This window comes from Zobellella endophytica (assembly GCF_003012775.1).
GTDB classification, from domain to species: domain Bacteria; phylum Pseudomonadota; class Gammaproteobacteria; order Enterobacterales; family Aeromonadaceae; genus Oceanimonas; species Oceanimonas endophytica.
The window spans coordinates 1-20,576 of record NZ_PXYG01000014.1; the positions used below are offsets into that span (position 1 = coordinate 1).

Annotated in this window: 16 protein-coding genes; 13 read left to right on the top strand and 3 right to left on the bottom strand. The window is 64.5% G+C overall.

Annotated features, from left to right (window positions below):
* The first annotated feature begins 192 nt into the window (after positions 1-192).
* From pepB (C7H85_RS19045) to der, 11 genes are all read left to right on the top strand, one after another.
* Positions 193-1,500 carry an aminopeptidase PepB gene (gene pepB, locus C7H85_RS19045; RefSeq protein WP_106731294.1) on the top strand — a complete coding sequence of 436 codons (1,308 nt, stop codon included), beginning with the start codon at positions 193-195 and terminating at the stop codon, positions 1,498-1,500.
* Positions 1,500-2,780 (top strand): aminopeptidase PepB, encoded by a 1,281-nt coding sequence (pepB, locus tag C7H85_RS19050; protein ID WP_106731313.1) that lies wholly within the window; start codon positions 1,500-1,502, stop codon positions 2,778-2,780. The genes pepB (C7H85_RS19045) and pepB (C7H85_RS19050) overlap by 1 nt, the downstream gene beginning before the upstream one ends.
* Positions 2,781-2,899: 119 nt before the next feature.
* Positions 2,900-3,331 carry a nucleoside-diphosphate kinase gene (ndk, locus tag C7H85_RS19055; RefSeq protein WP_106731295.1) on the top strand — a complete coding sequence of 144 codons (432 nt, stop codon included), beginning with the start codon at positions 2,900-2,902 and terminating at the stop codon, positions 3,329-3,331.
* A 149-nt stretch (positions 3,332-3,480) separates the two neighbouring features.
* Positions 3,481-4,599 (top strand): dual-specificity RNA methyltransferase RlmN, encoded by a 1,119-nt coding sequence (gene rlmN, locus C7H85_RS19060; RefSeq protein ID WP_106731296.1) that lies wholly within the window; start codon positions 3,481-3,483, stop codon positions 4,597-4,599.
* A gap of 26 nt (positions 4,600-4,625) precedes the next feature.
* A complete protein-coding gene (gene pilW, locus C7H85_RS19065) occupies positions 4,626-5,405 on the top strand; it encodes a type IV pilus biogenesis/stability protein PilW (RefSeq protein ID WP_106731297.1) in 780 nt (259 codons plus the stop codon).
* Complete coding sequence (gene rodZ / locus C7H85_RS19070) at positions 5,395-6,417, top strand: cytoskeleton protein RodZ (protein ID WP_106731298.1); 1,023 nt, start codon at positions 5,395-5,397, stop codon at positions 6,415-6,417. The genes pilW and rodZ overlap by 11 nt, the downstream gene beginning before the upstream one ends.
* Before the next feature lie 18 nt (positions 6,418-6,435).
* Complete coding sequence (gene ispG, locus C7H85_RS19075) at positions 6,436-7,554, top strand: flavodoxin-dependent (E)-4-hydroxy-3-methylbut-2-enyl-diphosphate synthase (protein WP_106731299.1); 1,119 nt, start codon at positions 6,436-6,438, stop codon at positions 7,552-7,554.
* A 42-nt stretch (positions 7,555-7,596) separates the two neighbouring features.
* On the top strand, positions 7,597-8,874 hold the full coding sequence (hisS, locus tag C7H85_RS19080; protein ID WP_106731300.1) for a histidine--tRNA ligase: 1,278 nt from the start codon (positions 7,597-7,599) through the stop codon (positions 8,872-8,874).
* A complete protein-coding gene (locus C7H85_RS19085) occupies positions 8,875-9,519 on the top strand; it encodes a YfgM family protein (RefSeq protein ID WP_106731301.1) in 645 nt (214 codons plus the stop codon).
* A gap of 2 nt (positions 9,520-9,521) precedes the next feature.
* Complete coding sequence (gene bamB / locus C7H85_RS19090) at positions 9,522-10,694, top strand: outer membrane protein assembly factor BamB (protein ID WP_106731302.1); 1,173 nt, start codon at positions 9,522-9,524, stop codon at positions 10,692-10,694.
* A gap of 74 nt (positions 10,695-10,768) precedes the next feature.
* Complete coding sequence (der, locus tag C7H85_RS19095) at positions 10,769-12,280, top strand: ribosome biogenesis GTPase Der (protein WP_106731303.1); 1,512 nt, start codon at positions 10,769-10,771, stop codon at positions 12,278-12,280.
* A 57-nt stretch (positions 12,281-12,337) separates the two neighbouring features.
* Here der and C7H85_RS19830 read toward each other — a convergent pair whose 3' ends face one another.
* Together C7H85_RS19830 and mltF are read right to left on the bottom strand one after the other, a co-directional pair.
* A complete protein-coding gene (locus tag C7H85_RS19830; RefSeq protein WP_168388284.1) occupies positions 12,338-12,481 on the bottom strand; it encodes a hypothetical protein in 144 nt (47 codons plus the stop codon).
* 95 nt (positions 12,482-12,576) lie between these two features.
* Complete coding sequence (gene mltF, locus C7H85_RS19100; protein ID WP_245879727.1) at positions 12,577-13,941, bottom strand: membrane-bound lytic murein transglycosylase MltF; 1,365 nt, start codon at positions 13,939-13,941, stop codon at positions 12,577-12,579.
* Positions 13,942-14,184: 243 nt separating this feature from the next.
* Here mltF and purL point away from each other — a divergent pair, with 243 nt between their 5' ends.
* Together purL and C7H85_RS19110 are read left to right on the top strand one after the other, a co-directional pair.
* Positions 14,185-18,075: a phosphoribosylformylglycinamidine synthase gene (purL, locus tag C7H85_RS19105; protein WP_106731305.1), complete on the top strand. Its 3,891-nt coding sequence runs from the start codon at positions 14,185-14,187 to the stop codon at positions 18,073-18,075.
* A gap of 178 nt (positions 18,076-18,253) precedes the next feature.
* A complete protein-coding gene (locus C7H85_RS19110; protein ID WP_106731306.1) occupies positions 18,254-20,011 on the top strand; it encodes a putative bifunctional diguanylate cyclase/phosphodiesterase in 1,758 nt (585 codons plus the stop codon).
* 9 nt (positions 20,012-20,020) lie between these two features.
* Here C7H85_RS19110 and C7H85_RS19115 read toward each other — a convergent pair whose 3' ends face one another.
* Positions 20,021-20,530 carry a YceB family lipoprotein gene (locus tag C7H85_RS19115; RefSeq protein WP_245879728.1) on the bottom strand — a complete coding sequence of 170 codons (510 nt, stop codon included), beginning with the start codon at positions 20,528-20,530 and terminating at the stop codon, positions 20,021-20,023.
* Positions 20,531-20,576: the final 46 nt, after the last annotated feature.

A 20,576-nucleotide genomic window follows, 5' to 3' on the forward strand; every position in this document is an offset into this window, starting at 1 on the left:
TTCTAGCTTCTAGCTTCTAGCTTCTAGCTTCTAGCTTCTAGCTTCTAGCTTCTAGCTTCTAGCTTCTAGCTTCTAGCTTCTAGCTTCTAGCTTCTAGCTTCTAGCTTCTAGCTTCTAGCTTCTAGCTGTTTTTCAAGCCACAGTCCCGCTGTGGCTTTTTCCGTTTTCTGTCAACAGAACAAGGAATTCTCTATGCCCGCAACCATGAAAGTTATGCTCTGCAGCGAAGCCGCCGCCGCTCATTGGGGTGAAAAGGCGTTGTTGAGCTTTTGCGAAGATGAAGCCCGGGTACATGTCACCGATGTCGGCGAGCTGTTGCGCAAGGCCCAGCAGGCGGGGCGCAAGCTCGATGCCATGGGCATCAAGCAGGTGGCGCTGAGCGGCGAGGGCTGGTGCCTGGAGAGCCGCTGGGCCTTCGCCCAGGGATTCTATAATGCCAAGGGCGGCCAGCGGCTGGAGTGGGGGCAGACCGACGCCGCCGAGCTGGCCGAGCTCGACGCCCGCACCACTGCCACCTACTGGGTGCGGGAAATGATCAACGGCACCCCGGAAGACGTTTACCCGGCGTCCCTGGCCACCGAGGCGGGCAAATTCATCCAGTCGCTGGCGCCGACCGCCGTCAACTACCGTATCTACAGCGGCGAGCAGTTGAAGGATCTCGGCTACGTCGGCATCTACGAGGTGGGCCGGGGCAGCGTGCGTCCGCCCACCCTGCTCGAACTCGACTTCAACCCCACCGGCAACGCCGAAGCCCCGGTGGCTGCTTGCCTGGTAGGCAAGGGCATCACCTTCGATTCGGGCGGCTACAGCATCAAGCCGTCCGACGGCATGTCGGTGATGAAATCCGATATGGGCGGCGCCGCCACCGTCACCGGCGCCCTGGCCCTGGCTATCCGGCGCGGCCTGGACAAAAGGATCAAGCTGTTCCTGTGCTGTGCCGAAAACCTGGTGTCCGGCCATGCCTACAAGCTGGGCGACATCCTCACCTATAAAAACGGCATCAGCGTCGAGATCCTCAACACCGACGCCGAAGGCCGGCTGGTGCTGGCCGACGGCCTGCTGGCGGCCAGTGCAACCGGCGCCCCCTTTATCCTGGATGCCGCTACCCTCACCGGCGCCGCCAAGATGGCGCTGGGACGCGATTACAACGCCGTGTTCAGCATGAACGACGAGCTGGCCCAGGCCACGGTGCGGGCCGCCCGGGAGGAATGCGAGAAAGCTTGGCATCTGCCGCTTGAACCCTTCCACGTCGGCCAGCTCGGCTCGGCCTTTGCCGACATGGCCAATGTGCACGGCGGCGAGGGCATGGCCGGCGCCTCCACCGCCGCCGCCTTCCTGTCCCGCTTCGTACCGGATAACGGCCGTAGCTGGGTGCATATGGACCTGTCCGGCTCGTACCAGAAGAGCGCCAACGATCTCTGGGGCTCCGGTGGCAAGGGCCACGGGGTGCGTACCATCGCTGCCATGCTGGCCCGGGTCTGCGAGGCACCGGCGTCATGATGCCGGTGCGCTTGAGTTCGGCGCCGGCACCGGCCGAGTGGGGGGGGAATGCCCTGCTGAGCCACGACGAGCGGGGCATGGTGATCCATCTGCCCACGCCCTCGCTGAGGGCCGTGCAGCGGGCGGGCCGCCGGCTGCACGGCCAGGGCCTGCGGCGGGTACAACTGGCTGGCGACTGGCATATCGAGCAGCAATGGGCCTTCGCCCAGGGCTGGATGAGCAGCAAGGACGAAGGGGAGCTGTACTGGGCGGGGACCGATGAAACCGCCCGCCGGCTGCTCGACGCCCGCCTGCGCTGCGCCCGTTGGGTGAGGAACCTGACCAACGCCACCCCCGAACAACTAGGCCCGGTGGCCCTGGCGGTGGAGGCGGCCAGCTTTATCACCGAACTGGCGCCGGCCCGGGTCAGCCACCGTATCCTCAAAGGCGAGGCGCTGCGCGACGCCGGCTTCGTCGGTATCTACCAGGTGGGCCGGGGCAGTGACCGCGAACCGGTGCTGCTGGAGCTCGACTTCAATCCCACCGGCGATCGCAAGGCGCCGGTCGCCGCCTGCCTGGTGGGCAAGGGCATCACCTTCGACTCCGGCGGCTATTCCATCAAGGCCTCCGAAGGCATGCTGCACATGAAGGGCGACATGGGCGGGGCGGCCCTGGTCACTGGCGCCCTGGGGCTGGCCATGCTGAGTGGCCTGAACCGGCGGGTCAAGCTGTTCCTGTGCTGCGCCGAGAACCTGATCTCCGGCCATGCCTACAAGCTGGGGGATATCCTCGACTACAAAAACGGCACCAGAGTGGAAATCGTCAACACCGATGCGGAGGGCCGGCTGGTGCTGGCCGACGGCCTGTTGGCGGCGGGCGAGACCGGAGCCGGACTGATCATTGATGCGGCCACCCTCACCGGCGCCGCCGTGACGGCGGTGGGACAGGAGTACAACGCCTTGTTCGCCCTCGATCAGCCCCTGGCGCAACGGGCACTGAGCCTGGCTGAACAGGAAAACGAGCCGCTGTGGCAGTTGCCGCTGGCGCCCTGGCACCGGGAGCAGTGCCCGTCCGCCTACGCCGATACCGCCAACAGCCGGCCGGTGAAGGGTGGGGGGCCTGGCGGGGCCTCCAATGCCGCCGGTTTCCTGTCCCGTTTCGTGCCCAATGAGGGGCGGGGCTGGCTGCACTTCGACTTGGCCGCCGCTTACCACAACAACGCCGATGAGGACTGGTCGGCGGGCGGCACCGCCCTGGGCCTGCGTACCTTGGCGCGGATCCTGCTGGAGCACACCGGCTAAAACGTTACATCCTGTTGCCCCGGTGCAATAAAAATGCTGAACAACAGTGTTAACTTGGGTTGGCTTTACGTATAATTCGGCCCGTTTTTACCTAGCCCGTTTACTTTAAAGGAACACACATGGCTCTCGAACGTACTTTCTCCATCATCAAGCCTGATGCCGTCGCCAAGAACCTGATCGGTGCCATCTACCAGCGTTTCGAAGCGGCTGGCCTGAAGATCGTGGCCTCCAAGATGGTTCACCTGAGCCGCGAGCAGGCCGAAGGTTTCTACGCCGAGCACAGCGAGCGTCCTTTCTTCAAGGCCCTGGTCGGCTTCATGACCTCAGGCCCGGTGATGGTGCAGGTGCTGGAAGGCGAAGATGCCGTGCGTCGCAACCGTGAGATCATGGGTGCCACTAACCCGGCCGACGCCCTGGCCGGTACCCTGCGCGCCGACTATGCCAACAGCATCGACGAGAATGCCGTGCACGGCTCCGATGCCCCGGCGTCCGCCGCCCGCGAAATCGCTTATTTCTTCAGCGACGAAGAAATCTGCCCGCGCACCCGCTAAGCCCGGGATGTGGTTGAAAAAAAGGAGCTTCGGCTCCTTTTTTTGTGCCGCCATGCCCGGCCGGCGGGGCGGTAGCGCTGGCAACCGGGTGCTAAACTCTGTACAATTTCGCGCCCTGTGGGCTCTGGTCACAAAGCGAGAGGCAACCGATGAGTGAGACAAAAACAAACCTGCTGGATCTGGATCGTAACGGCATGCGCGCGTTCTTCGCGGAACTGGGCGAGAAGCCGTTTCGGGCCGATCAGGTGATGAAGTGGATCTACCATTTCGGTTGCGACGACTTCGAGCAGATGACCAATATCAACAAGGTGTTGCGCGCCAAGCTCGGGGAGCGGGCCGAAATCCGGGCGCCCGAAATCAGCGTCGAGCAGAAATCCGCCGACGGCACCATCAAGTGGGCGATGACGGTCGGCGACCAGGAAGTGGAAACCGTCTATATTCCCGACGGCGACCGGGCCACCCTGTGCGTCTCGTCCCAGGTGGGCTGCGCCCTGGACTGCAAGTTCTGCTCTACCGCCCAGCAGGGGTTCAACCGCAACCTCAAGGTGTCCGAGATCATCGGCCAGGTGTGGCGCGCCGCCAGCCGGGTCGGTTTCGTGCGTGACTCCGGCCGCAAGCCGATCACCAATGTGGTGATGATGGGCATGGGCGAGCCGCTGCTCAACCTGAACAACGTGGTGCCGGCGATGCGGCTGATGCTGGAAGACTACGGCTTTGGCCTGTCCAAACGGCGGGTGACCCTGTCCACCTCCGGTGTGGTACCGGCGCTGGATAAGCTCGGCGACATGATCGACGTGGCGCTGGCGGTGTCGCTGCACGCGCCCAACGATAAGTTGCGCTCGGAGATCATGCCGATCAACGACAAGTACGATATCGCCACCCTGCTCGACAGCGTCCGTCGCTATATTTCCAAGTCCAACGCCAACCACGGCAAGGTAACCATCGAGTACGTGCTGCTCGATCATGTCAACGACGACATGCAGCACGCCCATGAGTTGGCCGAACTGCTCAAGGATTTGCCCTGCAAGATCAACCTGATCCCGTTCAACCCCTTCCCGGGCAATCCCTACGGCAAGCCGAGCAACAGCCGTATCGATCGCTTCAACAAGGTGCTGATGCAGTACGGCAACACCGTCACCATTCGCAAGACCCGGGGAGACGATATCGACGCCGCCTGCGGTCAATTGGTGGGTGATGTGATCGACAGAACCAAGCGTACCCTTAAAAAACGGATGCAGGAGCAAAGCATATCCGTCACAATGGTTTAAGGAACAAACCATTGGTGTAAAAGGGAATGCGAAGACTTACTCTGTTACCGACAGTAATGATCCTGGGGGTGCTGAGCGGTTGCGTCAGCGAGACCACCCACTGGTCCGGCGGCAAGCCGTCGCGGGATCTGGTGTTCAAGCCGTCGGAGGCAGCCATGACTCGCATGAATCTTGGGCTGGAGTACCTGCAACGCGGTGACGCGGAACAGGCCAAGTTCAATATCGACAGGGCGCTCTCCCAGGATCCCAGGAACCCGGACATCCATCTCGCCCAGGCGTATTTCTACCAGTCCGTTTCCGAGTTCGACAACGCCGAGAAAAGCTACCGGCAGGTGCTCAAGCTGGCGCCGAACCACGGCGACGGCCTGAATAACTACGGCGTTTTCCTGTGCTCCAGGGAACGTTTCGATGAAGCCGATGCCATGTTTAGGAAGGCGGTGGTGGTGCCCGGCTACGTGCAGGTCGCCGACACCTATGAAAACGCCGCACTGTGCGCGAGCCGGAACGGCCAGCCCCAGGCGGCGCTCGATTATTTCAAACGGGCACTGGAGTACAACCCGGCCAAGCCGAGATCCCTGCTGGGGGCCGCGGAGCTGCTGGTCGAACAGGGAGACGAAGCGGGTGCGCTCGATTATCTGGCGCGCTATCAGCGCGAACACCAGGCCAACCCACAAAGTTTATGGTTAACCGTACGTACCGCCGAGACACTGGGGCGAGTGGCACAAGCCCAGCAGGCCGGTGCCGAGCTGGTACGTTTATTTCCGGATTCAGAACAGGCCAAGCGATTCTTAGCAAATGACTATTAATGAAGCAGAACAACAGCCTCAGGCTGAATCAAGGGTAGTGGCCGGCCCCGGGGCCATGTTGCGCCAGGCGAGGGAAGCCAGGGGCTGGACCCAGGCGGAGGTGGCGCGGCGGCTCAACCTGCGGCTGGCGGTCATCGAATCCATCGACCACGACGAATACAAGGCCGGCGTGGCGGTGACCTTCCTGCGCGGCTATGTCAAAGCCTATGCCAAGGTGGTCGGGGTCGATGAACAGACGGCCCTGTCCGCCTTCGACGGCATGAGCGGCATCGAGCAGATGAGCACCGCTGCCCCCATGCAGAGCTTTTCCAAGAAAACCCGTCAGCAGGCCAGCGACAAGTGGCTCAAGCGGATCAGCTGGCTGGTGCTGCTCGGCCTGCTGGGCTCCCTGTTCTACTGGTGGTGGCAGGACAGCGGGGCCAGTTACATCGAGCGGACCCTGGAGCCGGTGGCCCAGCAGGCAGAGCCGGAACCGTCGTCCGAGCCCGTGGCGCCGCAGGCGACCGGCGGCAACCCGGCGGCGGTCGACGCCTTGAGCCAGCCGCTGGCCTTGCCGCCAATAACCGAGCCCGAGCCGATGCCGGCCGATACCGGCATCCCGGCCAACCCGGAAGGCGGCGAAACCAGCCCGAATCTGGCCACCGGCTCTGCTCCCGTGGCGGAGTCCGAGCCCGTTGCCGAGCCGGTGGCCACGGCGGAGCCGGCGGCGGTCGACGCCTCCGCGGTGCCCGCCGGTGGCGAAGACGAGCCGGCCGCCGCGGAGGCTGACCCCAGGCAACTGGTGATGCGTTTCAGCGATGATTGCTGGATCCAGGTGACCGATAGCCAGGGGCGGGTCATGGCGGAAGGGGTGAAGAAGGCCGACGAGTCGCTCACCCTCGAAGGCGAGCCGCCGTTTCGCCTGGTGCTGGGGGCGCCCCGCGCGGCCAGCGTGGAATACATGAACCAGGCGGTCGATCTGTCTTCCTTTAATGCCGGGCGGGTGGCCCGCCTGACCGTACCGCAACCCTGATTGAACCAAGAGTAGATCATGTCTCAACACGACTCCCCCATCGTTCGTCGTCAGTCCAAGCAGATTCGCGTGGGCTCCGTGCTGGTCGGGGGCGATGCCCCCATCAGCGTGCAGACCATGACCAATACCCTCACCACCGACGTGGCGGCGACCCTGGCCCAGATCCGGGCGGTGGAAAAGGCCGGTGCCGACATAGTGCGGGTCTCGGTGCCCACCATGGAGGCGGCGGAAGCCTTCAGGGCCATCCGCGCCGGCACCGACATGCCGCTGGTGGCCGACATTCATTTTGACTACCGCATCGCGCTGCAGGTGGCGGAATACGGTGCCGACTGCCTGCGTATCAACCCGGGCAACATCGGCCGGGAAGACCGGGTGCGGGCGGTGGTGGATTGTGCCCGGGACAAGGGTATCCCCATCCGTATCGGGGTCAACGGCGGCTCGCTGGAAAAGGATCTGCAGGAAAAATACGGTGAGCCCACGCCGCAGGCCCTGGTGGAGTCGGCGCTGCGCCACGTGGAGATCCTCGACCGGCTCAACTTCGACCAGTTCAAGGTCAGTGTCAAGGCCTCCGACGTCTTCCTGGCGGTGGGCGCCTACCGGGAGCTGGCCCGCCAGATCGAACAACCCCTCCATCTCGGCATCACCGAAGCCGGCGGTTTCCGCAGCGGAGCGGTCAAGTCCGCCATCGGCCTCGGCATGCTGCTGGCCGACGGCATCGGTGACACCCTACGCGTCTCGCTGGCCGCCGATCCGGTGGAAGAGGTCAAGGTCGGCTTCGACATCCTCAAATCCCTGCGCATTCGCTCCCGGGGCATCAATTTCATCGCCTGTCCCTCCTGCTCCCGCCAGGAGTTCGACGTCATCGGCACCGTCAACGCCCTGGAAAGCCGGCTGGAAGACATCGTCACCCCGATGGACGTGTCCATCATCGGCTGCGTGGTCAACGGTCCCGGCGAGGCGCTGATCTCCGATCTGGGGCTGGCCGGTGCCCAGCGCAAGAGCGCCTTCTACGAGGACGGCGTGCGGGTGGACCGGCTCGACAACGCGGCGCTGATCGATGTGCTGGAGGCCCGCATCCGGGCCAAGGTCGCGATGCGGGATCCCGCCGCCCGTATCCCAGTGCAACACAAGAAATAAGCCCTCGGTTACCTTAAGCCCTTAAAAAACAGAGATATTGTAGTGGCCAAACAGATTCAAGCAATTCGTGGAATGAACGACTGCCTGCCGGAGCAGACCCCGGCCTGGCAGCAGGCAGAAAACATCCTCCGGCACACCATGAGTGCCTACGGTTACTCGGAAATCCGCATGCCGGTGATGGAAGTCACCGGCCTGTTCAAGCGGGCCATTGGTGAAGTGACCGACGTGGTCGAAAAGGAGATGTATACCTTCGACGACCGCAACGGCGACAGCCTGACCCTGAGGCCCGAAGGCACCGCCGGCTGCGTGCGTGCCGGCATCGAGCACGGCCTGCTGTACAACCAGGAGCGACGCATGTGGTACATGGGGCCCATGTTCCGCTACGAGCGGCCGCAGAAGGGCCGTTACCGCCAGTTCCACCAGTTCGGGGTCGAGGTATTCGGCCTGCAGGGGCCGGATATCGACGCCGAGCTGATCATGCTCACCGCCCGGCTGTGGCAAGCCCTGGGCGTGAGCGAACACGTTATCCTGCAGCTCAACAGCCTGGGGGCGCCCGAGGAGCGGGTGCAATACCGCCAGGCGCTGGTCGCCTTCCTGGAACAGCACCAGGAGGTGCTCGACGAAGACTGCCGCCGGCGCATGCACAGCAACCCGCTGCGGGTGCTGGACAGCAAGAACGTGGCGGTGCAGGCGCTGCTCAAGGACGCCCCGGTGCTGAGTGATTACTTCGGCGAACAGACCCGGGCCCACTTCGATGGCCTCTGCGCGCTGCTCGAGGGCGCCGGTATCGCCTTCGAACTCAATCCGCGACTGGTGCGCGGCCTTGATTACTACAACTTCACCGTGTTCGAGTGGGTGACCGAGAGCCTGGGCGCCCAGGGCACGGTGTGCGGCGGCGGCCGCTACGACGGCCTGGTGGAGCAGTTGGGCGGGCAGGCCACGCCGGCGGTGGGCTTTGCCATGGGCATGGAGCGGCTGGTGCTGCTGCTGGAAACCCTCAACCTGGTCGAGCCGCAACCGGCGCTGGCGGATCTCTATGTGGCGATGATGGGCGAGGACAGCCAGGCCGCGGGCTTTGCCCTGGCCGAGCGGCTGCGCGACGAGTTGCCGGCCCTGCGGGTGATGAGCCACTGCGGCGGCGGCAACTTCAAGAAGCAGCTCAAGCGGGCCGACAAGAGCGGGGCGGCGGTGGCGCTGATCCTGGGCGAGGAAGAGATCGCCCGGGGCGAGGTCACACTCAAGTATTTGCGTGGCCAGGGCGAACAACAGACCCTGGCGGTGGACGAGATGATTGCACAGCTCAAGCAAAAGGGGATCTGAGTGGATATTTACAGCACCGAAGAACAACAACTGGATACCCTCAAACGCTGGTGGAAGGAGTACGGCCGGGCCATCCTGCTGGGCGTGGTGATCGGCCTCGGCGGCCTGTTCGGCTGGCGTTATTACCAGAGCCACCAGGTGGCAACCCAGTCCGCCGGCGCCCAGGCGTTCGAGCAACTGAGCCAGCGCCTGCAACAGCAGGGCAGCGCCGTCTTCGACGATGCCGCCGCCTTCGTCGAGCAGAACCAGGGCAACAGCTACGGTGAACTGGCGGCCCTGCTGCTGGCCGCCAGGGCGGTGGAGGCCGGGGATCTGGCCCTGGCCCGTCAGCAACTGGAACTGGCCCTGGCCGGGACCGATGACCCGGCCCTGGGCAACACCATCCGCCTGCGCCTGGCGCGGGTGCTGCTGGCCCAGGACGATCCCGCCGGCGCCCAGGCCCGGCTCGACCAGGTAGACGGCGAGGCCTTCGGCGCCCTGCGCAGCGAAATCCAGGGCGACCTCTACCTGGCGCTCGAGCAGGCCGAGGCGGCCCGCGATGCCTATCGGGCGGCGATGGATGCCGGCGGTCTCGGCGGTAACCCCGGCCTGCAGCTGAAGCTGGACCACCTGGCGGTTTCCGCCGAACTGGGCGATGAGGAATAACCATGGCTAGACACCTGACCCGTATCGTGCCGCTGGTGCTCGGCCTGGGGCTGATGGCCTGCTCCAGCCAGGAGCCGGTGGCCCCGGCGAGCCCCTTGCCGGAAATCGACAACGCCTTCGAGGCCGACTCCCGCTGGTCGGCGTCGGTGGGCGACGGCGTGGGACAGTTCTACTCCCAACTGCGCCCGGTGGTGGACGGCGATCGCCTGTTCGCCGCCTCCCGCGACGGCGTGCTGGCGGCCTTCGACCGCAGCAGCGGCGAACGGCTGTGGCAGGCCCGGCTGGACAAGCTGGCGATCAACGAACAGCAGCGCAGCCCGCGCATTTCCGGTGGCCTGACCGCCGCCTACGGCAACCTCTACTTCGGCTCGGAAAACGGCATCGTCTACGCGGTGTCCCAGTCCGACGGCGAGATCCTCTGGACCCGGGAGGTGCCGGGTGAAGTGCTGGCCGCGCCGGCAGTGGACGAAGGCAAGGTGGTGGTGCACACCAGCGCCGGCAATCTGGTGGCCCTCGACGCCTCGGGCGGCGAGCCGCAGTGGACGCTGCGCAACGAGCAGCCCAGCCTGACCTTGCGCAGCATGTCCACCCCGGTGACCGCCGGCGGGGCCGTGCTGTACGGCCGGGCCGACGGCCGGCTCGGCATCGTGTTGCTGGCCAGCGGCCAGCCGGTGCGCGATACCCGTATCGCCAGCCCGCGCGGAGCCACCGAGCTGGAGCGGATGGTGGATGTGTCGTCGCGGCCGGTGATTCTGGGCGAAATTCTGTATGCCATCGCTTATAATGGCCAACTGACCGCCCATCAGCTGATTTCCGGCCAGGAACTGTGGAAGCGCCAGTACCAGGGTTCCCGTGATCTGAGCAGCGACGGCCGGGCGCTCTATATCAGCGACAGCCGCAGCCATCTGTTTGCGGTGGATGCCCGCAGCGGTATGGAGCTGTGGTCGAACACCGAGCTGGAGAATCGTCAACTGACCGCCCCGGCGGTCTTCGGCGAATACCTGGTGGTGGGGGACGCCGAGGGCTACCTGTACTGGCTCGACCGCCAGAGCGGTGCGCTCCGCTCGCTGCAGCGACTGGACAGCGAAGGCCTCTATGTCGCCCCCGTGGTGGCCGGCGACACCCTTTACGTGCAGACCCGCGGTGGTGATCTGGTGGCCATCGGCCAGCCCTGATCACTGTCCGTCGGCGGCACCACCGGCTCCTGATCCCGGATCAGGAGCCGTTATTGTTTTTTGGAGATAGTCATATGATGCCAGTAGTGGCTCTGGTGGGCCGCCCCAACGTGGGCAAATCCACCCTGTTCAACCGTCTTACCCGCACCCGGGACGCCCTGGTGGCCGATTTTCCCGGCCTGACCCGGGATCGTAAATATGGCCAGGCCAGCATCGGCGAGCTGGAGTTCATCGTGGTGGATACCGGTGGTATCGACGGCAGCGAAGAAGGGATCGAGCTGAAGATGGCGGCCCAGTCCCTGGCCGCCATCGACGAGGCCGACGTGGTGCTGTTCATGGTGGATGCCCGGGCCGGTCTGACCGTGGCCGACGAAGCCATCGCCAACCACCTGCGCCGGGACGACAAGAAGACCCTGCTGGTGGCCAACAAGACCGACGGCATCGACGCGGACTCGGCGGTGAGCGAGTTCTACCAGCTCGGACTGGGCGATATCCACCAGATCGCCGCGGCCCATGGCCGGGGCGTGCTGAGCCTGCTGGAAACGGCACTGGCGCCACAGCTGGCGGCGCTGAACGCCGCCCGGGACGCGGAGCAGGCGGCCGCGGAGGAGGAGGGGCTGGCGCTGGCCGACGAGCTGGGTTTCGATGACGCCATCGACATGCTGGATCGACTGGACGAAGAGGAAGCGGCGGAGGCGGTGCCGTTCGAGGATCTGCCGATCAAGCTGGCGATAGTGGGCCGCCCCAACGTGGGCAAGTCCACCCTCACCAACCGTATCCTGGGCGAAGACCGGGTGGTGGTGTACGACATGCCGGGTACCACCCGGGATTCCATTTATATCCCGATGAAGCGGGACGAGCGGGACTTCATCCTGATCGATACCGCCGGGGTACGCCGCCGCGGCAGGGTGCATGAAACCGTGGAAAAGTTCTCGGTGATCAAGACCCTGAAGGCGATCGAGGATGCCAATGTGGTGCTGCTGGTGCTGGATGCCCGGGAAGGCCTTTCCGATCAGGATCTGAGCCTGCTCGGCTTCGTGCTTAACGCCGGACGCAGCATCGTGCTGGCGGTCAACAAGTGGGACGGCCTGAGCCAGGATGTGAAGGACGACATCAAGCGCGAGCTGGATCGGCGCCTGGGCTTTATCGACTTCGCCCGGCTGCACTTCATCTCGGCGTTGCACGGCAGCGGCGTGGGCAACCTGTTCGGCTCCGTGGTGGAGGCTTACGAGTCGGCCACCAAGCGGGTGAACACCTCCATGCTGACCCGCATCATGCAGATGGCCCAGGATGATCACCAGCCGCCGCTGGTGCGCGGTCGCCGGGTCAAGCTCAAGTACGCCCATGCCGGTGGCTACAACCCGCCGCGTATCATAGTGCACGGCAATCAGGTGAAGGATCTGCCGGACTCCTACAAGCGTTACCTCATCAACTACTTTCGCCGCTCGCTGCAGATCATGGGCACCCCGATACGGGTGGAATTCCAGGAAGGGGACAATCCCTACGCCGGCGTCAAGAACAAGCTGACCGATACCCAGCTGCGCAAGCGCAAGCGCCTGATGAAGTTTATCAAAAAGAAATCCTGAGGCCGGAAACGGCGGTGGGGAAGCGGGGATCAAGGCAAGGGCATGCCCTTGCCTTTTTTATTCGGCGGCGGTCTGGATCAGAAAATAGGCGCTGTTACGGCGCAGTATCTTGCGGCGGATATCGTGCAGCAGCACCTTGCGCCGGGGGGACCAGCCAGCGGGCTTGCGCTGCAGCAGCAGGGTGCGTTTTCTCTTCAACATCGTTATTTCCTCTCGACAATGGCGAAGCAACCGGAGAAGACTGCTCCTCGACACTTGATATCAGGTTGTAATACCTGAGTAAAGTGACATTGTCGTTAAAGCCCGGGCCGTGCCGCGGCGCCGTCCAGCTGGGCGGTGGCCAGGCCGGGATCCGTGCCCTGATTGTTCAACCACAGCAGGCTCTGGTAATACTGGCGGATATTGTTGACGAACTTCTGCGCTTCCCGGCCCCGGGCGTAGCCGTAACGGGTCTTGCTGTGCCACTGGGGCTGGTGCAGCAGCGGCAGGTTGTCCTTGACCTGGGCCCAGGCGTTGGGATCCTGATCGCGCAGCCGGGTCAGCCGGCGCACATCCAGCAGGTGCCCCAGCCCCAGGTTGTAGGCGGCGAGGGCGAACCATACCTTTTCGTCGGCGGGGATGGCGTCCGGCAGCCGCTCGATCAGTGACGCCAGGTACTGGGCGCCGCCGCGGATGCTCTGCTCCGGATCGAGCCGGTCCGCCACCCCCACCTGCTTGGCGGTGTCCTCGGTCAGCATCATCATGCCGCGCACCCCGGTATAGGAACGAGCCTCTGGATCCCAGTGTGACTCCTGGTAGCTGATGGCCGCCAGCAGCCGCCAGTCGAGTTCGCCGGCGTAGCGCTCGAACAGCGGCTGGTAGCGGGGCAGCACGTCTTCGGCCCGGCGCAGGAAGGTACGGGTGTCGACGTAGTCGAAGTCCTGGATATGACCGAAGTACTTTTCGTTGAGCCGGGCGAGGGTGCCCTCACGCTGCTGCTGGTCGAAAAAGTCCAGCATCCGCCCGAACAGGCTGTCGTCGTCGCGCTGATCCAGCACCCAGGCCACCGGCTGCGGCTCGCTCAGGGTAAAGGCGGCTTCCACGTTGGGGTAGTAGCGTTGGGTCCGGGCCAGCAGGGTGTCTTCCACCAGGGTGTGGTCGGTGCGGCCTTCGGCCACCTGGCGCAGCAGATCCTCCGCGTCCGCGTCGCGGCGGGTTTCCCAGTGCAGCTCGGGCCGTTGCTGCTGCAGCCGGTGCAGCCATTCGGCCTGGCTGGAGCCGGCCAGCACCCGGATTTCCCCCGCGATCTGCCCGGGTTCCCGGGGCCGGGATTCGCCTTTGCGATACACCAGGGTCTGGGCCACTTCGTAGAGGCTGGGTCCGAAGCGATACTGCCGGCGGCGCAGCGGCGTGCTGGTGAGCCCGGCGGCCAGCATGTCGACCTTGCCTTCATCGAGCAGCACGAACAGTTCCTCCAGGCTGTAGGCGGGCACCATCCTGAGGTTGACCCCCAGCTCGTCGGCGAACAGCCGGGCCAGCTCGTAATCCAGCCCCTCTTCCTGTTCATCCCGCAGGAAGTAGTACAGCGGATGATACAGGGTACCGACCCGCAGTTCGCCCCTGTGCTGGATCCGGACCTGCTGGTTGCTCTGTTTTTCTTTGACGTCACAACCGCTTAGCACCAACAAGCCAAGCAGTAGCGGGAGTCGGGAAAGTTGCAAAATTCGGCGCAATAGAAAGTCCTCATTCATGACAACCGGCATTTTATAGCAGAACAGGGCCGCCTCGTCAGGTGATGGGGGATATTTGCCGCGCCCGGACCAGGATAAGCGTCGGGAAATCGGCGTCGACAGGGCAGGGGCGTAAACCTATAATACCGCCAATTTCTCAACCCCCCATTCACTCACGCTTTGAGAATAGCCACTATGGAAATACTGAGAGGCTCGCCGGCCTTATCCGGTTTCAGGACCCAGGCATTAGTTCGCCGTGCCCAGGAGCAGCATCTGCCGCTGGCGGGAATAGAAACCGAGTATGTGCACTTTGTCGCGCTGAACGCCAACCTCGAGGCCGACACCCGACAAACCCTGAGCCAGCTGCTCGACAGTCCGCAACACGGCATCACCCCGGCCGCCGGCAGCGTGCTGGTGCTGGTCACCCCCCGACCCGGCACTCTTTCCCCCTGGTCCAGCAAAGCCACCGATATCGCCCGCAACTGCGGCCTGACCCAGGTCAAGCGCATCGAGCGCGGTATCGCCTATTACCTGAGCTTTGAACGGGCGCCGGATGAGGCTGAACTGGCGGCGGTGAAAGGGTTGCTGCACGATCGTATGACCGAAGTGACCCTGGACAGCCTGGCGGCGGCCCAATGCCTGTTCGTCCAGGCCGAGCCGGCCCCGGTCACCTCGGTGGATATTCTGGGCGGCGGCCGGGCGGCGCTGGCTGAGGCCAACCGCACCATGGGCCTGGCCCTGGCGGAAGATGAAATCGACTACCTGTTCGACGGTTTCACCGGTCTGGGACGCAATCCCAACGACATCGAACTCTATATGTTCGCCCAGGCCAACTCCGAGCACTGCCGGCACAAGATCTTCAACGCCGATTGGACCATCGACGGCGTCGAGCAGTCCAAGTCGCTGTTCAAGATGATCAAGAACACCTTCGAGCAGGTGCCGGAGCACGTGCTCTCCGCCTACAAAGACAACGCCGCCGTCATGGCGGGCTCCCCCGCCGGCCGCTTTTTTCCCAGCCCCGAGTCCGGTGAATACCGCTACCACCAGGAAGACATCCATATCCTGATGAAGGTGGAAACCCACAACCATCCCACCGCCATCTCCCCCTACCCGGGGGCCGCCACCGGCTCCGGCGGCGAGATCCGCGACGAGGGCGCCACCGGCCGGGGATCCAAGCCCAAGGCGGGGCTGGTGGGCTTCAGCGTGTCCAACCTGAAAATCCCGGGTTACAACCGGCCCTGGGAGCAGGACTTCGGCAAGCCCGAGCGCATCGTCAGCGCCTTCGACATCATGATCGACGGCCCCCTGGGCGGCGCCGCCTTCAACAACGAATTCGGTCGTCCGGCGCTGCTCGGCTACTTCCGGACCTTCGAGGAGCAGGTGTCCAGCTTCAACGGCGAGGAAGTGCGCGGTTACCACAAGCCGATCATGATCGCCGGTGGCCTTGGCAATATCCGTGGCGAGCACGTCGAGAAAGGGGACATCCCGGTCGGCGCCAAGCTGGTGGTGCTGGGCGGCCCGGCGATGAACATCGGCCTGGGTGGCGGCGCCGCTTCCTCCATGGCCTCGGGCCAGTCCTGCGAAGACCTGGACTTCGCTTCGGTGCAGCGCGACAACCCCGAGATGGAACGCCGTTGCCAGGAAGTGATCGATCGCTGCTGGGCGCTGGGCGAAGACAATCCCATCGTCTTCATCCACGACGTGGGGGCCGGCGGCCTGTCCAACGCCATGCCCGAGCTGGTCAACGACGGCGGCCGTGGCGGCCGTTTCGACCTGCGCAAGATCCCCAACGACGAGCCGGGCATGAGCCCGCTGCAGATCTGGTGCAACGAGTCCCAGGAACGCTACGTGCTGGCGGTGGCCAACGACCGCCTGGCCGAGTTCGAAGCCTTCTGCCGCCGCGAGCGGGCGCCCTTCGCGGTGATCGGGGAAGCGACCGCCGAGCGTCACCTCAGCCTGCACGACAGCCATTTCGACAACCAGCCCATCGACATGCCGCTGGAGGTGCTGCTGGGCAAGCCGCCCAAGATGCAGCGCGACGTGGAAAGCCGCACTCACCGGAGCCCGGCGCTGGATCTGCACGGCATCAACCTGAAGGAAGCCGCGGAGCGGGTGCTGACCCTGCCCACGGTGGCGGATAAGGGTTTCCTGATCACCATCGGCGATCGCACCGTCACCGGCCTGGTGGCACGGGATCAGATGGTGGGCCCCTGGCAGGTGCCGGTGGCCGACTGCGCCGTCACCGCCGCCGCCTTCGATACCTATGCCGGTGAAGCCATGTCCATGGGTGAGCGCGCCCCGGTGGCGCTGCTCGATTTCGCCGCCTCCGCCCGGCTGGCGGTGGCGGAAGCCATTACCAACATCGCCGCCACCGGTATCGGCGAGCTCAGCCGCATCAAGCTGTCCGCCAACTGGATGTCCGCCGCCGGTCATCCTGGGGAAGACGCCGGCCTGTACGAGGCAGTCAAGGCGGTGGGTGAAGAGCTGTGTCCGGTGCTGGGCCTGACCATCCCGGTGGGTAAGGATTCCATGTCGATGAAGACCCGCTGGCAGCAAAACGGTGAAGACAAGACGGTCACCGCCCCCCTGTCGCTGGTGATCTCCGCCTTCGCCCGGGTCACCGACGTGCGCGCCACCGTCACGCCCTGGCTGCGTAGCGACGAGGGCGACACCGATCTGATCCTGGTGGATCTGGGCAACGGCAAGAACCGGCTGGGTGCCTCCGCCCTGGCCCAGGTCTATCGTCAGCTGGGCGACACCCCCTCCGATCTGGACCAGCCGGAGCAGCTGAAAGGCTTCTTCTACGCGATCCAGTCGCTGGTAGCGGAGAACAAGCTGCTGGCCTATCACGACAAGGGCGACGGTGGCCTGTTCGTGACCCTGGCGGAAATGGCCTTCGCCGGCAATACCGGCCTGGACATCGAGCTGGATCTGCTCGGCGCCGATCACCTGGCGTCCCTGTTCAACGAAGAGCTGGGCGCCGTGCTGCAGGTGCGGCGCGAAGATAAGGAAGCGGTGCTCACCTGCCTGGCCGGCCATGGCCTGGCGGCCTGCACCCACGTCATCGGTCAGCTCAACGGCGAGGATCGGCTGCGTTTCTCCTACGACGGCAGGGAAGTCTACGCCGAGGCGCGCGGCGAGCTGCGCCGGCTGTGGTCCGAGACCAGCTATCGCATGCAGGCGTTGCGCGACAACCCGGAGTGCGCCCTGTCCGAGTTCGAGACCAAGCAGGACGCCACCAATCCGGGGTTGTCGGTGTCGCTCAGCTTCGATCCGAAAGAAGACATCGCCGCGCCCTTCATCGCCAAGGGAGTCCATCCCAAGATGGCGATACTGCGCGAACAGGGCGTCAACTCCCATGTAGAGATGGCGGCGGCCTTCGACCGGGCCGGCTTCAGCGCCATCGACGTACACATGAGCGATCTGCAGAGCGGCCGCCACCGGCTGGACGAGTTCGCCGGCCTGGTGGCCTGCGGCGGCTTTTCCTACGGCGACGTGCTGGGTGCCGGCGGTGGCTGGGCCAAGTCGGTGCTGTTCAACGAGGCGCTGCGCGCCCAGTTCGAGGCCTTCTTCGCCCGCTCCGACAGCTTTGCCCTGGGGGTGTGCAACGGTTGCCAGATGCTGTCGCGGCTGCGGGATCTGATCCCCGGCGCGGCCCACTGGCCGGATTTCGTGCGCAACACCTCCGAGCGCTTCGAGGCCCGCTTCAGCCTGGTGGAAGTGCAGGAGTCTCCCAGCCTGTTCCTGTCCGGCATGGCCGGCTCTCGCCTGCCCATCGCCGTGTCCCACGGCGAGGGCCGGGTGCAGCCGCTGAAGGCAGACATCGCAGCCATCGAGGCCAGCGGCACCGTGGCGCTGCGCTACGTCGACAACCACGGCCGGGCCACCGAGCACTATCCGTTCAACCCCAACGGCTCCGCCAACGGCATCACCGGCCTCTCCAGCGAAGACGGCCGGGTGACCATCATGATGCCCCACCCGGAGCGGGTGTTCCGTACCGTGGCCAACTCCTGGTACCCGGCATCCTGGGGCGAAGACGGCGCCTGGATGCGCATCTTCCGCAACGTCCGGAAAAACCTGGGCTAGATCGCACTCCGCCACCCCCTCTTACGGCCCGCAGCAATGCGGGCTTTTTATTTTTCGTTTGAGTCTATATGATAGGGCTGCCCGAAAAATAACCAGCTTCAAATGAGTTTTAACTCATCATAATAAACAGGGCAATGAACAGAGCAGACCTCATTCATTTAACCGATAGAGCACGGACATGGACCAACGCGATTTGTTATGGGCAACGTCGGCAGAGCTGCAACAAGCCTGCCCGGACAGCCTGCGGGAGCTGGCCATCACCTCCATCGCACTGACTCGGCAGATCATGCATTACACCCGCGAGGGGATAGTGGTGATGGATGCCCGGGGCCGGGTGATCGGGGTGAACCCGGCCTTTTGCCGGCTCAGCGAGCTGGATGCCGAGCGCATCCACGGCTGTCATATCACCAGCATCAACCACGACTTGCACGAGCGCCGCTACTACCGCCAGATCTGGCACCAGCTGCAGCAGCTGGGATACTGGCAGGGGGAAGTTCAGCACCACACCCGGGAAGGGCGGCTGGCCACCCACTGGCTGATGCTGCACCTGCTCAAGGATCACCGGGGGCGGGTCAGCCACATCATCGGCATCCTCGACGACATCAGCCGGCTCAAGCAATCGGAAGAAAAGCTCAGCTACCTGGCCCACCACGACGTCCTCACCGGCACCGCCAACCGCACCTTTCTGCTGAGCTGGTTCAACAAGATAAAAAATGCCCTGGGCGAGAGAGAGCAGCTGGCGCTGCTGTTTATCGATCTCGACCGCTTCAAGCCGATCAACGACAGCTTCGGCCACGGGGTGGGGGACCAGGTGCTGAAGACCCTGGCCCAGCGGCTGCTGGCACAGATCGGCCCCAACGAGATGGTGGCGCGGATCGGCGGCGACGAGTTCGTGATGGTGTGGCAGGGACCCATCAGCGAACAGACCCTGCTGGCCAAGGCCGAGCAGTTGCTGGAGCAGCTGGAGGAACCGGTCGAGGTTGGCGACTACGAGCTCAGCGTCGGCGCCAGCGTCGGGGTCAGCCTCTATCCGGAGCACGGCCTGGAGATCGAGACCCTGCTGCGTTACGCCGATACCGCCATGTACGAGGCCAAGACCTTCAGCAGCGCCAAGGTCTGCCTGTTCAACAGCGGCCAGTTCGCCCGCCTGGAGCAGCAGCACCGGCTGGCGGGGGAATGCCGCCAGGCGCTGGAGCTCGGGCAGCTGTTTCTCGAGTACCAGCCCAAGCTGGAGCTGCGCACCAACCGCATGCTCAGCCTGGAAGCCCTGTTGCGCTGGCGTCACCCGCAACTCGGGGTGTTGTATCCGGAGCAGTTTCTGCCGGCGGCCAAGGACGCAGGCCTGTTGTGCCGCCTGGCCGACTGGGTGTTCACCGAAGCGGCCCGGCAACTGCGGACCTGGCGTAGCCAGGGTAGCTGGCAGGGGCAGATCAGCATCAACCTGAGCGGGCTGGAGCTGGAGCAGCACAAGGCGGGCCAGTTGCTGGCGCTGATCCGGCAACAGGGGATCCGCCCCGCCAGCTTTATCCTGGAGCTGCGCAGCGACTTCATCATGCGGCGCAGCGAGTCGCTGCAGGGCGCGCTCGGTGCTTTCCGCGCCGCCGGCATGGCGGTGTTTCTGGACAACGTGGGCGAAGGGCGGCTCAACTTCAGCAAGTTGCGCCAGTTGCCGATAGACGGCATCAAAATCGACCGCAGCCTGCTGTCGGATCATTTCGACCCGGTCGATCAATCCATCATTCGTTCACTGCTGCTGATGTGCCAGACCCTGGGACTGGAAGTGGTGGCCTGCGGGGTGGAAACGGCGGAGCAGATGCACTTCCTGCGTGAGCACGGCTGTGGTGCGGTGCAGGGGCAGCTGCTGGCGGCGCCGATGATGCCGGGGCAGGTGGTGCTGTTTCACCGGCACCTCGCCAGCCGCCCGCTGGTGCACTGAAACGCGGGCTCAGTCCAGGCCGTGCAGCAGTATCCTGCCCGGCTGTACCTCGAGGCTGAGCACGCTTTCCCTGAGCTGCTGCTGCAGGGGATCCTGCGGGTCCAGGGTGTACACCGGATACTGGGACAGGTAGCCGGCCACACCCTGCAACAGCATGGGCAGCATAAAGCTCATCTGCGGGGAAACGCCGTCTTCGTTCAGGCGGTAGTTCAGCAGTTCGAATTCTTCCAGATAGAGGGCGCCCTGCTCGCTGTCGTAGCGCGGCCGGGCGATAAAGTCGCCGCTGATGTCCCAGTGATAATCGGTCTGTCCCTGACGCAGCGAGATGACGCCCCGGCCGCTCACCCTGGCCTTGTCGGCCTCGGTGCGACCCAGCTCCACGCCGATGTCCCTGAGCCGGATGCCGGCGGACAGCCAGTCGCCCAGGGTCATGGGGAACTCCCGGTCCAGGTGCCGGTTCAACTGGCTGTTGAGCTGTTGTTCGGTAATGGTCAGGGTCTGCGCCTGGGCCTGGGCCAAACAACTTGCCCCAAAAGCGATTAAAAAAAGTATAATTTTCATAAGC